Consider the following 19441-nt stretch of genomic DNA (forward strand, 5'->3'; position numbering starts at 1 on the left):
TCTTTAAATTCAACTTTCTATTCACAGAAATAAAGAAGTAAATTAAGCATACATTTATACTCTAATATCTTCTCTTTGTATATCTATTATTTCTGCATCTGTATTATTTTCTATAAAAGTTATAACATTCTCCATAACAGAATCAGATTGAGCAGAATTTGCACATACTCCTGCAATACCTATAACTATTGTTTTATGTATATCTTGGTCACCAACTTCAGATACAGATATATTAAACTTATTTTTTAATTTTTGTATTATACTTTTTACAACCATCCGTTTCTCTTTTAACGAATGTACCCACGATGCCCTTAATATGACTTTCATAAATAAAATATTCATATGCTACCCACGTTTCTTTTAGTTGATTATAAATATAATTTAGTTTCAATTCTTCTATCGTATTCTGACCAATTTCCCGGCTCTGTTATGTTCTTTATTCGAGAAATTTTATTCATTGTTGCATCTATTGAATCTGCATAGTTTATTATAAAAGATTCTTCCATTCTCATTTCTCTAGGTGAACCATATTCAAGTTTTCCATGATGCTGAACCACACATCCCTTTATCCTCATAATGAAATCCTCGCTATAATATGACGGATTTTTTATGATTGCTTTCTCTATCATTTCTACACCAATGACGATATGTCCTTCCATTTCACCTCTAAGAGTATATTTAAATGGCCCATCATAAAATAGCTCGTAAATCTTCCCTATGTCATGCAATTTTGCAGCAAGTATGGCAATTTCTGTCCTTCTACAACCATATCTTTCACAAAGCATTAAAGTTAAATGCATAACATTTAATGTATGTTCTGCAAGTCCTCCTATGTAATTATGATGCATCGATACTCCGCCTATACCTCTTTTAAATTTATCTACAAACTCTTCATCTTTAAAGAAATAATCATTCAAAGCTTTAGCCTCTTTTGAAATTATATATTTACTTGTATAAAGCTCTATTTCTTCCATAATATCCTCAACAGGCCTATTTACTGTTGGAAGATAATCTGAAATGCTATAGTTTGTAATAATTTCATATTTTTTTACATCCAAAATTCCGTCTTTAATTCCCTCAGCTTCTAAAACTATTCCCTCTGTAATATCATCTTTTTTGTTGGGTAAATTTGCCTTTGTTTCTCCACTTTTATCAGCCAATATGCATACTATTTTTGCAGGATCTCTAAATAATATTTTCATGACCATTAATGATATTTTTATATGTTCACCGCTTTTTACATCGCTTAAAAAATTCTCTTTTGTATTCATTATTTCCTCCAATTTTATTAGCTTATTTTATATACTGCTTCTAAGTTAAACATAGTATATGCAAAACAGTAACTTTATAATATTAAAAATTATATTTGCATCATCTTTCATTGTTTTATCTCTTAATTTTAAATCTAGCTTGCTCTTAATACTACATACTATCTACATTTTATAATATCAAATAAACTGTAAAAATGGGTGATTTTATAGAATTTTAGAAAAAAAAGGGGTATAATATTAATGCATTTGTTTAATCAACTTTTGATATTAAAACAAATTTCTGATAAATTATAAATTTATATATATTTAGCCAAGCCTATATACATAGCTAATTATTTAAACATATGGAATAGTCACTTTTACTTACAAAATCGCTATTGAATAATATATTATCTATTAGTAAAAATCAGCTATGAGGTAAATTAATCTTTTAGCTATAATGGGAGGATAACATGAAAACTAATTTGGGTATAGTAATTTGTGAAAATTTTATTGAAGAGATTGAATTTATAGTAAAGACGTATAATATAAAAGATGTTATGATTGTCCCTTTTACTCCTACATGTTCGAAAACAATGAGCAAAAAAAATCGCTGCTTAATAGATACTATTAAGTTGTGTGAGCAAAAATGTGATAAAATTTTTATTATTATTGAGAATAATTGTTGCAGCTCTAACTTAGAAGATTTTATTAATAACAAAGAAAATTGCACACTCTATAAAACGGAACACTGCCTTAACTTATTTATTAATAAAGATGTAGTTAATAATCTTTTAAATACAAATTCATATGTTATAACATCAGGCTGGCTTAAAAACATGGATAAAGATAATACTTCATTTATTCTAGAAAAAAAAACCAATAGGCTTCTCCTATTAGATACAGGAATTTACGAGGACAGCACAAAAGAAATTCAAATACTAGCTAACAACTTAAATTTACCTTACGATTCTTTTTTTGTCGGTTTAGATTTTTTTCATATGTTTATTGAAAAGATTATACTTGATTGGAAACTCGAATTAAAAAATAAGATAAAAATTAGCAATATAAAAATTCTCAGAGAAGAGAAATATAAAAAACTAAAAGACACTTATAAGTTAATTGAAAAGAAAAAGGGGCAACTCTTATACATATTAGACAGTATTTATGAGGGAGTTTTTATTTTAGACACAAATTATAAAATACTTTTTGTGAATAAAGGCGTAGAAAAATTACTAAATATTAACAACTTTAAAAACATTCTGGGTAGAGACTTATTTGAAATCGGTATTGTTCATAAGGATTATCGCGATATTATACTTAATAGATTTGAAAAAGTGCTTAAGCATAATATATCGGTACCTATAATCGAAGAAAAAATGATTCAATTCGATGGAAATATCATTCCAGTAAATATATACTCTGGAGCTATTGAATATGAAGGCAACCCATGTATATTAAGTGTTATCCGAGATATTTCGGAACACAAAAAATCTGAAAATCTTAGATTAAAAATCCAAGAGCAAAGTAAATTGTTAGATAAAGCTGCAGAATATGATAAACTTAAAACAGAATTCTTTGCAAATTTATCTCATGAATTTAGAACCCCACTAAACGTAATGCTTAGCACACTGCAGCTTCTAAATTTAATTGGAGCAAACAAAACTACTACAGATAGCAAAGACAAAATAAGCAAATACTATAATATTATGAAGCAAAACTGCTATAGGTTATTGAGGCTAGTAAATAATTTAATAGATATTACTAAAATTGATGCTGAATATTTTAAACTCAGCTTAAAAAATGAAAATATTATATCTACTATAGAGGACATAACTTTGTCTGTAACTGAATACGCTAAAAATAAAGGTTTAGATATTATTTTTGACACAAATGTTGAAGAAAAAATCATGGCTTGCGATGCAGATAAAATCGAAAGAATAATGCTTAATCTTCTTTCAAATGCCATAAAGTTTACTTCTTCTGGAGGAAGCATATTTGTAAATATCATGGATAAAAAATCAAGCATAATAGTGTCTGTAAAAGATACCGGTGTTGGAATTCCTCCCGATAAACAATTATCTATTTTCAAAAGATTTGTTCAAGTAGATAAATCACTTTCGAGAAAAAGAGAAGGAAGCGGTATAGGACTTTCTCTTGTAAAATCCCTTGTTGAACTTCACGATGGTACAATTAAGATTAATAGTGAATATGGCAAAGGAAGCGAGTTTATAATAGAACTTCCCTTTAAAGTCCTGCCAGAAAGTGAAAATATTATATCAGATGAGGATTTAGCTAAAGAAAGTAATATTCAAAGGATAAAAATAGAGTTTTCTGACATATATGATTAAATGTTTTAAATATCAGTACATAAGGTAAATATTGGTACCCAAGACACCTTGTGTGCTGTAATGTTTAATATGGCTTTACTCTAATTTAATACTCTTCCTACATACTTCATATTAGACCTGCTTAATCTGCTTATTTTAACAACATCTCCAGTTCTAGGCGCTTGAATATACATATCATCTCCTATATACATGCCTACGTGTGTAGATTCTGATGGTTTATTAAACACCAAATCCCCTGGTTTAATTTCAGATATGCTAATTTTCTTTGCAAAACTCTGCTGATCCTGTGATATTCTAGGTACGTATATTCCTTGTGACTTAAAGACATATTGAATTAAACCTGAGCAATCAAATCCTGTTGGCGACTCTCCTCCCCATAAGTAAGGAACTTTCAAATATTTTTCAGCTTCTTCTATTAGCGACCTTGTCTGTCCCGTAATATCAGATGATAATGTCACCGGAATAGTTATTCCTGTATTACTACTCAGCAATATATTATTTTGTTTAATATATTTTAAGAGTTTATCTTTTTGATCTTCTAATTCTATAACTTGACTTCTAATATCGTTTTCATTTTTTTGCAAGTCAGCTTTTTCTTTTTCTATCTCTTCCTTTACTTCTATGATTCTTTTTTCCGATTCTTTTGCTTCTAAAATTAGATTTTTATCATTCTCGCATATTTTATATATTAATGATGCCTTATTCATTGCTTCCAAAACATTACCTGAAGAAACTAGAGCATCTAGGTATTGAAGTGTTGTTGATTCAATACCTCCACTCAATTGTATTCCTCTTAATCTTTCTGCTAATTTCTTATCTTTTTCTTCTACGCTCTCCTTAGCTATCTTTAGGTGTTCCTCATTAGCTTTTATTTGATTTTCTTTTTGAAAAATTTCTTCTTTAAGCTTATTTAGCTTGTCTATATTATTATCAATTTTACTATCGCACTCCTGAATGTTTTGTATAGCTTGTTCGAGTGATAGTTCAGGTTCTGCAAAAGCTGGTAATTCATTACTCATCATTGTCATAAAAAATAGTAAAGTTACTATCAATGCAATTTTACACCTAATTTTCATCTTATCCTCCCCCGGCATCTACTAAATATAAATTTCAACATTCTAAAAACAAAATCTTAATATGTAAAGTTTTTTACTAATAATAACTACATAATTTATCTGATGTCTAACCACTGTTGCCCTCACTTTTCTTAGTGGAGGACAACAGTGGCTAAACCCTAGATAAATTCAACTAGGATTTAGCTGGCCCCCCACCTAAATCAAGTCTCACTTTATATTATATAGTTATGTAAAAAGTTATTTTACTTAATTCTCTTTTACATATATATATTAAATAACCATAACTTTTATTACTGATATTGTTACTAAAATATATTAATTTTTTGATCCATTTTAGAAGAAATTTGTATTAAATTTATTAATTATTAACATTTATCAAACCTTTATTACTATTAAGATAATATTAAAATTATTTTCGTAAATATCTTCAGAAAATTGCCTATTAATTTACCAAATGGGAATTTATATGAAGATGCAGTTTTAGTATAAATGATTTATATTATTAGTATAGAGGTAATAAAAAATTAATATCCTCAAAACAATATAAATTATTTTTTAAACTGGAGGGATTATTATGAACGGTAAAGCTATTAACAAATCTAGTTTCAAATTGGTAACCTATACAACCAATAAAAACATTTCACTTACTAAGGTTTCCAAAGGTATGTCTAAAATTCTAATCTATGCATTTAAAATATGTAAGTCTGTTTTTAATTTACTTTTCAGTAATTTAGAATATATGGATACCCAAAATACAGCACATTCTAGAGGTAGTGAGTACAATTACGATATAACTGATGCTACTGAACTTAAATTAATAGCATCAAGAAGAACATTTTTATAATCAACACTGTTATAGTATGTACACTGCTTTATTATATAAAATTACTTTCACTACTATAATTGTTTAAAGAGCTACTTATGTACTTAAATGAATTGTTATTTCACTTAAAAACCTAAGTAGCTCTTTTTCTTATAAAATAATTACTTATTTAACAAGCTATGTATTATTCTTGTTGCATCCATGTATTTAGCAATTGATCTTCCATAATTTAATCTATTGATAATCCTAGCACAAAGCTCTGACATATCAACGCTCCTAAACCATGCTGAGTCTTTTAATTCTTCTGGTATATATGTTAAATTAGTAGAATATATTCTTGTCAATAAACCTTCCTCATGAGCCTTATTAAACTTTTCAACGCCTTCTGTAAAGAAAGCAAAGGTTGCTGCAACATATATATTCTTAACATTTCTTTTCTTTAATTCCTTAGCTATATCAAGAACAGATTCTCCTGATGCTATCATATCATCAACTATTAAAACATCTTTATCTTCAACAGCTCTTCCCATATATTCGTGCTGAACAATAGGATTTTTTCCATTAACAATTGTAGAATGATCTCTTCTCTTGTAGAATAAGCCAACATCTACACCTAAAGCACTTGAGTAATATATAGCCCTATCCATCGCTCCGGTATCAGGACTTATTACAAGCAGCTTTTCTTTATCTAATTCTAATGATTTCTCATTTGATAAGATTCCTTTTACAATATCATATGTTGGATATACATTTTCGAAAGATAGTAAAGGAATAGCATTTTGAATATTAGGATCATGTACATCAAAAGTGATGATTTCATCAACACCTAATCTTTCAAGTTCTTGAAGTGCTAACGCACAGTCTAAAGATTCTCTACCTTTACGTCTATGTTGTCTTGATTCGTATAAAAGAGGCATGATTACAGTTATTCTTGCTGCCTTACCTCTAATTGCTGCAACAGTTCTCTTTATATCTTGAAAATGTTCATCAGGACCCTTGTGATTTTCAATCCCAAACATCTTATATGTACAGCTATAGTTTCCAACATCACATAAAATATAAATGTCCTTTCCTCTAATAGATTCAGAAATTTTTACTTTTCCTTCCCCATTAGAAAATCGTATTTCATCAAGTGGCACTAAGAATGACTCAGTACAATTTCTGTTTTTTTGGATATACTTTTCTATAGCATTACCTAATTCTGAACAGCTTTCTAATGCTATAATTCCAAGTTCATGATTTAATTCACTCATTTGCGTTCCCCTTTTTTAATTATTTTGTAAATTGGCTTATTATTATGAAAAAAACTCAAACAATTAAAGTATACCTCAAAATTGGATATATATAAATATATTATTACAATTTTCAAGAAAATTTTATGATAATTTTAAAGTTAACCTTTTCAATTCCTGATAAAATTCCATTTTAATATAATCATTGAGATAATTTTTCAAATTCGTAGATTCCTTTAACAATATTGTTAATAAATTTAAGCAACATTACATATATGTGCTACACTATTATAATAATACGATACTCATTATATCGAATATCAGTAAATAGTTTGATACTATATTATTTAACAAAGCTGCTTTTCCCCAATAATTTCTCCATCTTTTATAGTTAATATTCTTTGAGTTTCACTGGCCAAATTATTATCATGAGTAATTAACACTATAGTTCTTCCTTGTTTCTCGTGTATATTGTGAAATAAATTCATAACTGTTCTACCAGTTTCAGAATCAAGTGCTCCAGTTGGTTCATCCGCAAGTATAATATCTGGATCATTTGCTAATGCACGAGCAATTGCAACTCTTTGTTTTTGGCCGCCTGACAACTCATTAGGCAGGTGCGTTAGCCTGTCTTCCATTCCAACTAGCCGCAATAATTCTTTTGCCCTATTTATTCTTGTTTTTCTATCCATTCCATAATAAAGCATTGGCAGTTCTACATTTTGAATAGAATTTGTTCTAGCTATTAAATTAGAAGTCTGAAATACAAATCCAATTTTCTTATTCCTAATCTCTGCTAACTTATTGTCATTTACTTTACCAATATCTATTCCATCAAGAATATACTTACCTGATGTTTGCCTATCAAGTACTCCTATAATATTCATTAATGTACTCTTACCAGATCCAGATGCACCAACAATAGCTATAAATTCACCTTTCTTAACATTAATATCAATATTCTTAAGGATATCTAATTGATTTTCTTTGCCTATAAAAAAACTTTTAGTAATTTTATTCATTTCAATAATACTATTACCCAATCAGCTACCTCCTATATTTCATAAAAAATTGAAATATAATAAATTTATCTATTAAAATTATTAATCTATGTTTTCAATTTCATATTATTGTCCCTTATAATATTTTGTTACTAATTTTGAAACTTTCTTAGGCTGCTAATTTTAGAATATTTATTTTAAAACGTATTCATATAAAATAATAAGTAATAACAAATCGAAGTAAATTTAGCACTCAATTTATTATTACTTGTTGTATTATTAATATTATTAAAGTGTTAATAATATATCATTTATTTCTTCACTTACTTTAAATCTCTCATCATAAACCCATTGGACATCTAACTTTAAATTGAATATTTTAGAAAATGAATAATACATATTTATCTTTTGATAATATATCTCTAAATCATCTAAACCCCCTTTAAAACATTGAGGTTTAAATAATTCCTTCTGCTTATTAACAAATAATTCATCTACATAATTTAAAAATGCATCCATAAGTTCATCTCTAGACACATCAAATGGAACTTTCAGTAGATCCCATTGAACTTCCTCATTAAGCCTGTATTTCTTTAATCTGTCTAAGATTAAAATATATTCACTTACATCCATCTTAGTATAATAATCTAATTTTTCTGTTCTCGTACTCCAAAGAGCTAGTTTCTCATTTAAAGGCAGACTTCTAATCCTAAGTATTGCCTCTGATGGTCCTATAACGGCTTGTTTTATAACTTCATCTTCTATTTCTAATTTAGATTTAATTATATCTGCATTGCCGCCAACACTAGCAATATACCCTTCATCATAAATACCAAGTCTTCCCGCACGTCCTCCAACTTGCTTTATTTCTTGTGAAGTTAATTCTCTTACTTCTTCTCCATCAAATTTTTTTATGCTCATAAATATAATTCTTCGGATAGGCAGATTAACTCCCATTCCTATTGCATCAGTAGTTACAAGGATTTTTGTTTCCTTATTAATAAACTGTTCGTATTGCATCTTTCTAACTTCCGGTGGCAAATCACCATATATTATACTTGGCTTGATGTTCCTACTTGAATATTCCTCTGCTATTTCTAATACTCTTTTTTTAGAAAAGACTACGATAGCATCTCCTTCTTGAACATCATTATAACTAAAATTCTTATATTCAACTTCTAATGGTATAGACCTTTTATATTCCTTTATTTCATACTCATCTTTGCAATCACTTATAATTGTTTCTAATATATATTTAGCATTTGCAGCTCCGCATATATGTATTTCGTCACACTGAAGACCTAATAGAGCTTTGCTCCATGCCATTCCTCGGAAAGGATCACTTATCATTTGTATTTCATCAATTACAGCTATATCATAGTGCTCTTTTAAATTAACTTTCTCTATTGTACATGATGTATGAGTAGATCCCACATTTATTATTTCCTCTTCACCAGTTAAAAGATCACAAATTACCCCTTCCTTATTTAACTTTTCAAAATTTTCTAACGCTAGAATTCTAAGCGGTGATAAATAAACACCTTTTTTAGCACTTTTAAGACGTTCTAAAGCATTATATGTTTTTCCTGTATTTGTATCGCCTAAATGTATATAAAACTTTCTTCTCATGCTTCTTGCTTGACGATACTCATCTTTAGGGTTAGTTGGGAAGTTTTCTTCAAATTCTTTTGCAACTAATCTAGGAATATGTTGTTTTATGAGTATTGTCATTAATCCTTGATTTAAAAAACTATTATAATTTCCACGCACTACCTCGTAAAAATCAAAATTTGTATTATTATTTTTATTATAATAATTAAGCATTTTCTTAGAAACAGTTTCCAGCAATTCCTCATATCTCTCATAAACTTCATTAAAATCTCTTAGACTTTGATTTTCTAATTCCTTAAGATGTCTAAGTTTCTTTCTTATTGAACTCTCATGCTCTAATAATGCTCCTGGCTTTGAATGCTCAACTATTTCTTCTATTTGATTTATCTGACTCTTGTACTTTTTAAATTCTCTTTGTGCTGCATTATTTTTCATTTATCCCACTCCATATACTAATATAATATTTTAACTGCAAAAATATTTTCTATTAATAATATAACTATGATTAAATATATTTATTCCTTCATAAGATCACATGAAAATTATACCATAATCTTATAATGGTGAAAAAAATTACTTTAATATTATTATGTAATATTTCACAAACTGAAGCCATATACTTAGTTATCAATAAAATTTATCTAATACTTTTATTTTAATAAGTATAAGGCGGTGCGTTCATATGGAATTAATGTATGTAAAATATATCAATGGTGAAAGACACTCTATAATTAAGGATGGAGATGATATTATAATGAGTAATTCAAAAATAATAAAATTCGATTCAGCTAAGAAACAAAAAGTTAATGAACATACTCCTTGTTCAAAAAAGAAAAATAATGAAGCTTATAATAATTCCAATGATAAAATTAATGAAGAAATCACTGACTTTTTCTTTAATGCTATACACAAGAACTACCTATCTAATAGAAATAAATAGAATAGCTCGAACAAGCTATATTAGTAATTTTTATACTATTCTAAGCATAATAACTTAAATCTATTATATATGGTAATTTCTATATACTCTACAAACCCTTATGTTCTCTATAAATTGTTAACTTTTTAAGTTTTTCATTGTTAAAAATTTAAATTCTTATATTCCTTTATTCTTAAATTCTTAAATTCTTTAATTTTTAACTTTTTAAAAAGTTTCATTTAAATACATCTTCCATAAAAAAATCGCAGGCGACTGTGGAGCTGAAGATTTTTTTCACGCATCTGCCTTTTCGAACACATGTGAGAAAAATTTGGCAGGCAAATATGATTTATTTTTTTATTCTTTTATAGTAATTAACCCTAGTAAAATATGCTACTATAAAGTTATCTACAAATTTAATTGCATTATAATTTCCTAAAGAATAAAAAAAGTATTTATTGGTAAGAACTTATATGTTTTTGTATCTTATAAAATAATATAATAATACCTCAGGCTATTCATCTAATAAAAAACCTGAGGTATTATATTTAATAATTCATTTTTTACTTGTAATTTAATCCAAAAAATTTATTTCAAATTAAATATTCTCATTTATTGATTTGCATATCTCTTTAGAATTTCTATTATAATTTCAGTGCAAATGTCCATACTCTCAACTGCAATATGTTCAAATTCACCGTGGAAAGCATGGCCTCCTGTTCCAAGGTTAGGGCATGGAAGTCCCATATAACTTAAAGTAGCACCATCAGTCCCTCCACGAATAGGTTCTATTATTGGAGTAACACCTAAACCTTTCATAGCATCTGTAGCGTTATCTATTAAATGCATACAAGGTTTTATAAGTTCAATCATATTTTTATATTGATCTTTTAATGTAACCCTAACTGTTCCTTCACCATATTTTTCATTCAATAATTTTTCTATTAATTGCATTGTTGATTTTCTATTTTCAAACTTTTCCTTATTATGATCTCTCAAAATATACTTTACTGATGCATGTTCAGTATTTCCATTAAAACTATCTAAATAATAAAAACCTTCATACCCTTCTGTATGCTCAGGTCTTTCACATGATGGCAGCATAGAATTAAATTCAATAGCTACATTTGTTGCATTAATCATTGTATTCTTCGCAGACCCTGGATGAACTGATACCCCATGAATATTCACTTCCGCTGCTGCAGCATTGAAATTCTCATATGAAATTTCGCCTTCCTCGCCTCCATCAATTGTGTATGCAAAATCTGCCCCGAAATTTTTTACATCAAATAAATGCGCTCCAAGTCCAACTTCTTCATCAGGAGTAAATCCGACACATATTTTTCCATGAGGAATATTTTCATTTATTATAGTTTCACATGCTGTAAGTATTTCTGCAATACCTGCTTTATCATCAGCTCCAAGCAATGAGGTTCCATCTGTAGTGATTATAGTCTTACCTTTTAAATTTTTTAAGTGCGGAAATTTCTTAGGTGATAAAATACTGTTATTTCCTTTCAAATCAATGTCGCCACCATCATAATTTTCTATAATTTGTGGTTTTACATTTTCTCCATTAGCTGCTGGGGCTGTATCCATATGAGCTATAAGCCCTATACTTGTTTTATTTTCATATCCTTTTGTTGCAGGAATAACTCCATATACATAACAATGCTCATCAACTTTACAATCTTTAAGTCCAATTTCTCTCATTTCTTCAACCAATAGATTAGCTAAATCAAATTGCCTTTTAGTTGTTGGATGTGTTTCTGAATATTCATCTGAGGTAGTATATACCTTAACGTATTTTAATAAACGTTCATAAGCTTTCATATCTTTGTCTCCTTTTTATTTTATATAACTTTCCAATAAAGAATTTCATATATTGGAAATTAATTATATATCTATTTTACTTATTAGCATGACATAAATCAATAATTGATTTAAGAAAGTATTATACTCTATAAAACATTAAAAGTTGTTCAACTTTGCTTGTATTACGCAAAATTGAACAACTCTAATTTATAAGGCCTTTATTAAACACTCTTTAAAATGCTAATAAATATAATTTAATTTTTGCTTTGTAATATAAATACTTTATTTAGCAAATTCTATTATACCTTTTGATAGTTTCGCTATTCTTGCCAAAGAGTATACATCATATCCTTTATCCTTAATCATTTGAGCGCCTTTTTGGAATGATTTTTCTATCACTATTCCTATTCCTGCAACTTTTGCTCCAGCTTCTTCTATCAAACGTGCAGCTCCAAGTGCCGCTTCTCCATTTGCTAAAAAATCATCTATAACTAATATATTATCTTCATCATTTATATATTTTTTAGATAATGTCAACTCATAATCTAAACTTTTGGTAAATGAATGTACAGTTGTTTGATAAACATCACCGTTCAGTATTTTTGAGTTTTGCTTTTTTAGAGTAACCATAGGCAAATTCATTTGCATTGCAGTCATTACAGCAGGTGCTATACCAGAACTTTCAATTGTAAACACCTTTGTTATTTTATGATTCTCGAAGTAATTTTTAAAGTATGTGCCCATTTCGTACATTAATTCCGGATCCACTTGATGATTTAAAAATGAATCAACTTTCAGTACATTTTCTGACAATGCTTGTCCTTCTTCTAAAATTCTTTTATGTAAGCTTTCCATTTTATTCTACTCCACTCTTTTCTTGTTTTAATAATAAATTTAATATTAGCGCTGCAATAGTTCCAGTCGAAATACCTGATGAGAAAATCATTTTAAGACCTTCTGGTAATTGACTTATAAACTCAGGACGGAATGTAATTCCAACACCAAGTCCAATTGCTGTTGCTATTATTAATAAATTACGGTTATTTAATTCGACTCTGCTCAATGTCTTAATTCCAGATGCCGCAACTGTACCAAACATTACAATACCTACCCCACCCAAAACTGGTTGAGGCATTATATTTATTAGTGCTGCAAACTTTGGTAAAAACCCTAGTATTACTAATATTATCCCAGCCATCATAGCAACATATTTACTTGCTACTTTTGTTAACGGAATTAAACCTACATTTTGGCTGAAACATGTATTAGGGAAAGTTCCAAGAATGCCTGCAAGCATGCTTCCAAGTCCATCAGATAATACTCCTGCTCCAATTCTCTTATCGCCCATTTCAACCTTTGAAACTTCTCCGATAGCTTTTAAACATCCTACTGTTCCAATTGTTGTAACAAAATAAGCAGGAATGAATGGAAGTACTAATTTAGGATCAAAGTTAACTCCATGCTCAAATATCTTTGGAAATGATACAAAACTTGCTGAACTTACTGATGAAAAATCAACCATTCCAAGAGGAATACAAATAATGTATCCAATTGCCATTCCAATTAGTATTGAGGCGCTGCTTACTAATCCCTTTCCATACCTGTTTAACAATAAAGTTATAATCATTACAATCATAGCAATCGAAATATTAGTTAAGTTTCCATAATTAGGCGAACCACTACCACCAGCAGCCCAATCCATTGACACAGGCAATAGAGTTAATCCTATCAATGTTATTACTGTCCCTGTAACAAGTGGTGGAAATAATTTCATCATAGGTCGTATTATAAAGCTTAAACCTATTCCAACTAATGATCCAAGTATTGTTCCACCTAATATGCCTGGAAGTCCGTAAATACTGCCAATTGCAATTGATGGTGCTACAAATGTAAAATCTGTCCCCATTATACATGCAACTCTTGCACCAACAGGACCAATACCCCTCGATTGAATAAAAGTTGCTATTCCAGCCGATAATATAGTTGCACTCATAAGTGCTGTCGATGTAACTATATCAAACCCTAATGCACTCGAAATAACTAATGGAACTACTATAATTCCACCAAACGCAGCAAATATATGCTGAAATCCTAGCAAAATTTGTGTAGATAAATTAGGCTTGTCTTCAACTCCATAAAGAAGTTCGCTAATTTCTTCATTTTTACAGTCCAAATCTTCGATTAAAATCTCTTTGTTACTTAATTCCATTTTCTTTCAATCTCCCTATGTAAAATTTAATCATACATAGACACGCAAATTCTTTATACATATATTCAGAAAAGTTTTCAAAAAAATACAACACCCCATCTTAAAGCTGAGGTGTTGTATTTATATGCGAATATAATAATACTTAGCACTAAAACACTACCTCGTAGTCTGCTAATTTACGGATAGCAGGTAGAGACTTTCCAACCATAATATCGGAAATATACGAGTCTTTTGTATGAACTGTTGCCTTATTATATCACATATATATTTTTTAGACAAATACTTACTTATTATTTTTATAATTCTTTAATTTTCTCTAAAAATTCTTTTAAAACGAGCATATTCTTTCGAACCATTATCCTCTATATTTTTCATATTTTCAGAATTGATTGTTTTACAATGCCGTTTTACCAAATTCAATTGCCCTTTTCTCACTATTAAAATACACATTAATATTTTTTAGATCTTCATCTAAGATAACCTTTGTCCTACCAAAGCAAAATACTGTATTGGCATATGCTTTAGCAGCAGTTATTCTTCCATACTGTGGCACCATTAACGTTGTAGGTATATATGCTCTGCTTCCTACTACTCCTAAGCTTATATTTTGTCCTGCGGATAAAATTCCTCCCCTTGCCACCGAATCAGATCTTGTAAAAATTATATCCTTCATTGCAGTTAACTTTGAAGTATATTCACCTTTACCTCCTATGATAATATTTCCTGTTGATTTTATCTCGCATTCTTGACAATATCCGATTCGAATATCTAGTGGGACTATTATATTCTTATCATAATAATCTATCTCATTATCTAATATGTTAAGCAAGGTTTTTAGATCATAAATTGATTTTATTTCTAAAATATTAAGACCTAATACATTTCCTTTTATAAAATCTACAAGTTTGCTGCGTTTTGTTTTATTTTTTATATTTAAAGAAATTATATTTAACGCTACTTTTTGAAAACTCCCAAAATCTTTTTCAGTCAGTGTCTTTACAAAATCTTTTCTTTCAAAGTTTTGTAAATTCAATCCATTAATATAGTCTATCATACTAATTAAAATATTTTTAAACTCAGAAAGTACATCTGAATATTCTTTTTTTCTTATATCTACTTGCCCTGATAATATCTTAGAATTAATTGTATTTCCTAAGATTGTTATTTCTCCACCTGTCACAACATTTGCCATATTAACGTTTTGACTTACATCCAATGAACCTCCAGCACTAACGAACATATTATCTTGTACGCTATCATAAACTTCTACATCTCCATAAAATTTAATGTTGCAAGTTTCCATATTTACTGATTCTACAGTGTAGATAGGATTGACGCTTACATTTCTATTAGCAATATGCGCTTTTCCATCAATGAGAGCTATAATATGATTATTTTCAATCTTACATCCTTTTGACGCATCAATTGGTAAGCTTCGAACATATTCGCGCTCTATGACTTTTCCAAAAATATTCATTCCATTCTTACCTTGAGCCTCAGGAATTATTTCTGCAATTTTATCTCCAGCATTAACATTAGATATTCTAAACAAGTTTTTAAAGTCTACTTTCTCATTAGAATCAGGTTCTGGAAAAACCATTTGAGTTGGTGTAAAAAATAACTTCACCTCACTTGGTGTATCCTTAACTGGTTCCAATCCTTCTGCAACTAAAACTTCACTAGAGCAGCCTTTTAATATTGATCCTAAAGATTCTTCCTTGATGCCAAAAACTATTCCTTTTTCTTTTAATTTTTTATATAACTCTGGAACAGTAAAGTACTCAGGTTCTTCTTTTGACAGCACTTCAGTAGATATAGCTAAATTTATGTAAAATTCCCTATCCTTTATTTTATATTCAGTCTTAGGTGTATATTCTACTGTCATGTAAGCTTTCATTTTATCTTCAGATATGATTATATTTACTTCTCTTTTAGCAGGAGTTGTCTCACAATTGTAAGTAATCTTATCTTTTGAAGTTACTTCATATGGTTTAAACTTTTCACATTCTAAATCATTGATAAATAGATTCACATTTTCTTTAGCTTTTATAGTTATAATTTCATCATTCATTCCATCAGCTATTATTATTTTCCCATTAACAACTTTAGCGCCTACTTCTTTTTCCATTCGTATCTATCCCCCAAAATATGACGTGGTTTTATTTTGTGTTAAATTCTTTATTAATATCCAGAACTTCCATAACTAAGTCTTTACCTATCTCAGGTGGAATAAATTCTGGCTTGCTAAAATAATATCCTTGGAGATAATCCACTCCAAACTCTACAAGCTTTCTTAATTCCTCCCTTGTTTCAACCCCCTCAGCTACAACTTTAATTTTTCTTTGCTTAGCATAAGAGATGAGGTTTTTTGAAATTTGCTGCCTATTTAAATCTTTATCAATTCCTCTTACAATTTCCATATCTATTTTAACATAATCCGGTGTAATTGCTAACAATACTGCTTCATTATTATATCCTGAACCAAAGTCATCAATGGCAAGTTTAGCATTCCACTTTTCAATTACTTTTCTCTTTATAGCAATGTTATCTCCATTAGAACGTTCATTTTCAAGTAGTTCTATTACCAATCTATCAAGATGTTCTCCATACAGTTCTTCAAATCTCTCTGTATCCTCATAGGATAATACATGGTTTGGTAAAGAATTTATAAAAAGTTTAGCGTCCTTAAATTTCTCTTTATTACTTACAAAACCTTCAAGCGCTTTAAAAAATGTAATTTTTTCTATTTCGTATAATCGTGAATCTGCAGTTGCAAGCTTGATTATATGAAGTGGATTCTTAAGTGACTCTAGCTTTGAACGCATAAGAGCTTCATATGCAAATATTTTTCCTGTTTTTGCATCTATTATTGGCTGGAATGCATACTTAATAAGTTTTTCATCAAGTAACTTATTTAAATCTTCTTGACTACTAAACAAGAACGAATCCTCAGTATATTCCTCTTTATTAAACTCACTTATATTTCCTTTTACCGTTTTTTTAATTTTATACATTGCAAAATCTGAATACTTAGCTAAATCCTTAAAAGTTACAGCATCATATGGATACCATGCTATCCCTGTTGATATTCTAACTTTTAATTCTCTATTATTAGGCAGATTAAGCACTGAATCTTCAATACCAGAATGAATGCTTTTTACAATTTTCCTAATTTCGTATTTATCTTCATATCCGTATAAAAATGTATAGAACTCATCTCCCGATCTTCTTCCAACTATTCCTCCATATTTCTCAATTTCTTTCAATACTTTGGAAGCTTTTCTTATGTACTCATCTCCATAGTCATGACCATAGGTATCATTTACATATTTTAAATTATCTAAATCCCACATTACAAATGCTCCGACTTTAAGATTATTATTTCTAAATATTTCTTCTACTGTATTATTAAATGCCCTTCTATTTAACATATTAGTAAGCAAATCATAATCTCTTTCATATTCTATTTTTTGCTTTTCTAAAATTTCTTGTGTAATATCACTTACTACTCCTAAAGTTCTAGACTCTTCTTCTAAAATCTTTAATTTAATCCACTTAGTTTCTTTATTCACTCCTTTAATCCTGTAGGTTTCTTCTTGAAAACTTTCTTTCTCCTCTGTTATCTTCTTTATTATTTTACTAAAATATCTTTTATCAACATACGAATCAAATCGCTTTGATTTTTCAATTCCTATTACATCGAAAAATGTATCCGTGCATAGCACTGCTTCATGTCCTATTTTATATTCAAAAGCACCTATTGGCATATTAAATAATTTTATAATTTGAGACATTTTTGAAGCTGAATCTGCCACATTAGAACTTAATGTCATTATCGCTGAAGATAACTCATCGATTTCTGAAATACTTATTTTCCCAAGTTCTATTGGTTTACTAGGATTACTTTCCCTTACATCCTGAGCTAAATTTCTTATTGGCTTCGTGACCCTTTCACCCACAATAACAATTACTACTATTCCAACTAGAGTCGAAATAATTAATGATACCCCTAGAAGCCTTTCAAATCTCTCTGAATAATATAGAAGTTTATCCTTTTCTATTATACCACTGATTGCCCAAGTGTCATTTTCAAAAGGTGTATTTGTATTATACAAATTAAAATATTTTGTTGATGCATAAGCTATATTTTTTGAATCTGGTTCTTTTATCTCATATATGGAATCATATATTTCTTTTCTATTAAACTGAATGTTTTTTTCTTCTCCAAGTATTTTTCCAGCTAATGGTCCTGTAGTCGTAACCTTTTCAAAGTTCATATTCTTATTGTCATCAGCTCCTAGCATATAAACGCCTTTACCACTTGAGTCTATTTCATCATATGAAAGTAGTGAATTTAGATAATTTAATGAAATAGCAATTCCAAGAACTCCATATGGTTTACCATTTTCGTCTAACAATGGAACAGAATAAGTAACAATTTTTATATCCTTATCATTTAAAGAAAATGGTTTGCTCCAATATCCTAAATCTTTGTAAGATAATCCTCTATTTTCTACAGCTGCATTAATAGGATTTGAGAAAAATTCTTCTGGAGATGAATTCTTATTTTGATTAAATATAAATCTATTATTCCACCATGTATCTAAAGGAATCCCTAAATTTTGTGCAATTGAAGCAGGACCTCTTTCCATTAATAAATCTGAGTTATCACTTGGATTTGAATTAGGATCTAAATCTCTAAAATATAATCCTACTTTTTCTGCAGAATTATTATCAAGTATTAAAAATGCTCCAGTTACATAATTCTTTCTAAGCATAAATATCAAATTACTCGAAACATCTCCCAATAACTCCTTAGTGAATTGTGTATTACTGTCCAAATCCTTTACAGTAATCCCCTTACTATGAAGCTTGTGCAAAATAGTAGCATTAATCAAGCTTTCAGATTCACTAACATTACTCCAATGTTGAATCATCTCGTTTTGAATATAACTACTTCTTGATTGAATTTTCTGGTTCAACAGATTAAATGAATTATTTTTAAGGATCCCAACAATTCCACTCAATAAAACCACACTTACAAAAAGTACCACCTGTGCTAATACAACAATTACCATTGGAATAAGTAACTTTCTAATTATAGAGTTCTTATTTTTTATTAAGAACATTATTTCACCCCACTCGCAGTGACTT

At 28.9% G+C, this 19441-nt stretch carries 14 protein-coding genes and 1 riboswitch; of the genes, 3 read left to right on the forward strand and 11 right to left on the reverse strand.

Annotation, left to right across the window (positions count from 1 at the left end; translation table 11 throughout):
- Nucleotides 1-54 precede the first annotated feature (54 nt).
- Nucleotides 55-342 carry a DUF503 domain-containing protein gene (locus tag T483_RS0106345; RefSeq protein WP_026886092.1) on the reverse strand — a complete coding sequence of 96 codons (288 nt, stop codon included), beginning with the start codon at nucleotides 340-342 and terminating at the stop codon, nucleotides 55-57.
- 26 nt (nucleotides 343-368) lie between these two features.
- Complete coding sequence (locus tag T483_RS0106350; protein ID WP_026886093.1) at nucleotides 369-1271, reverse strand: 3'-5' exoribonuclease YhaM family protein; 903 nt, start codon at nucleotides 1269-1271, stop codon at nucleotides 369-371.
- Nucleotides 1272-1723: 452 nt separating this feature from the next.
- On the opposite strand from T483_RS0106350, the gene T483_RS0106355 reads away from it, so the two are divergent.
- A complete protein-coding gene (locus T483_RS0106355) occupies nucleotides 1724-3601 on the forward strand; it encodes a sensor histidine kinase (RefSeq protein ID WP_026886094.1) in 1878 nt (625 codons plus the stop codon).
- A gap of 80 nt (nucleotides 3602-3681) precedes the next feature.
- Here the strand turns inward: T483_RS0106355 and T483_RS0106360 are convergent, their stop codons facing one another.
- Entirely contained in the window at nucleotides 3682-4677 is a 996-nt protein-coding gene (locus T483_RS0106360; RefSeq protein WP_026886095.1) for an NlpC/P60 family protein, read from the reverse strand.
- Nucleotides 4678-5251: 574 nt separating this feature from the next.
- Here T483_RS0106360 and T483_RS0106365 point away from each other — a divergent pair.
- Entirely contained in the window at nucleotides 5252-5521 is a 270-nt protein-coding gene (locus T483_RS0106365) for a hypothetical protein (RefSeq protein WP_026886096.1), read from the forward strand.
- Nucleotides 5522-5661: 140 nt separating this feature from the next.
- On the opposite strand, the gene T483_RS0106370 is transcribed toward T483_RS0106365, so the two are convergent.
- From T483_RS0106370 to T483_RS0106380, 3 genes are all read right to left on the reverse strand, one after another.
- The gene (locus T483_RS0106370; RefSeq protein WP_026886097.1) at nucleotides 5662-6753 is read right to left on the reverse strand and encodes a ribose-phosphate pyrophosphokinase; all 1092 of its coding nucleotides are present in this window, start codon (nucleotides 6751-6753) and stop codon (nucleotides 5662-5664) included.
- Nucleotides 6754-7079: 326 nt separating this feature from the next.
- Nucleotides 7080-7775, reverse strand: coding sequence for an ABC transporter ATP-binding protein (locus tag T483_RS0106375; RefSeq protein WP_026886098.1), 696 nt, complete (start codon nucleotides 7773-7775; stop codon nucleotides 7080-7082).
- A gap of 246 nt (nucleotides 7776-8021) precedes the next feature.
- Entirely contained in the window at nucleotides 8022-9779 is a 1758-nt protein-coding gene (locus T483_RS0106380) for an SUV3 family DEAD/DEAH box RNA helicase (RefSeq protein ID WP_026886099.1), read from the reverse strand.
- A 247-nt stretch (nucleotides 9780-10026) separates the two neighbouring features.
- Between T483_RS0106380 and T483_RS0106385 the strand changes: the two genes are divergently transcribed.
- Nucleotides 10027-10284: a hypothetical protein gene (locus T483_RS0106385; RefSeq protein WP_026886100.1), complete on the forward strand. Its 258-nt coding sequence runs from the start codon at nucleotides 10027-10029 to the stop codon at nucleotides 10282-10284.
- A gap of 591 nt (nucleotides 10285-10875) precedes the next feature.
- On the opposite strand, the gene pepT is transcribed toward T483_RS0106385, so the two are convergent.
- From pepT to T483_RS0106410, 5 genes are all read right to left on the reverse strand, one after another.
- The gene (pepT, locus tag T483_RS0106390; protein ID WP_026886101.1) at nucleotides 10876-12096 is read right to left on the reverse strand and encodes a peptidase T; all 1221 of its coding nucleotides are present in this window, start codon (nucleotides 12094-12096) and stop codon (nucleotides 10876-10878) included.
- A gap of 264 nt (nucleotides 12097-12360) precedes the next feature.
- Entirely contained in the window at nucleotides 12361-12933 is a 573-nt protein-coding gene (locus tag T483_RS0106395; RefSeq protein WP_026886102.1) for a xanthine phosphoribosyltransferase, read from the reverse strand.
- Between the two features lies 1 nt (nucleotide 12934).
- On the reverse strand, nucleotides 12935-14287 hold the full coding sequence (locus T483_RS0106400; protein WP_035790047.1) for a nucleobase:cation symporter-2 family protein: 1353 nt from the start codon (nucleotides 14285-14287) through the stop codon (nucleotides 12935-12937).
- Between the two features lie 144 nt (nucleotides 14288-14431).
- Nucleotides 14432-14533, reverse strand: a riboswitch (purine riboswitch).
- A gap of 148 nt (nucleotides 14534-14681) precedes the next feature.
- Nucleotides 14682-16415 carry a DUF342 domain-containing protein gene (locus T483_RS0106405; protein ID WP_026886104.1) on the reverse strand — a complete coding sequence of 578 codons (1734 nt, stop codon included), beginning with the start codon at nucleotides 16413-16415 and terminating at the stop codon, nucleotides 14682-14684.
- 31 nt (nucleotides 16416-16446) lie between these two features.
- Nucleotides 16447-19416, reverse strand: a complete 2970-nt coding sequence (locus tag T483_RS0106410) for a bifunctional diguanylate cyclase/phosphodiesterase (RefSeq protein WP_026886105.1) — start codon at nucleotides 19414-19416, stop codon at nucleotides 16447-16449.
- Nucleotides 19417-19441 lie beyond the last annotated feature (25 nt).

It is taken from the genome of Clostridium beijerinckii HUN142 (assembly GCF_000621745.1).
Taxonomy (GTDB): Bacteria; Bacillota; Clostridia; order Clostridiales; family Clostridiaceae; genus Clostridium; species Clostridium beijerinckii_A.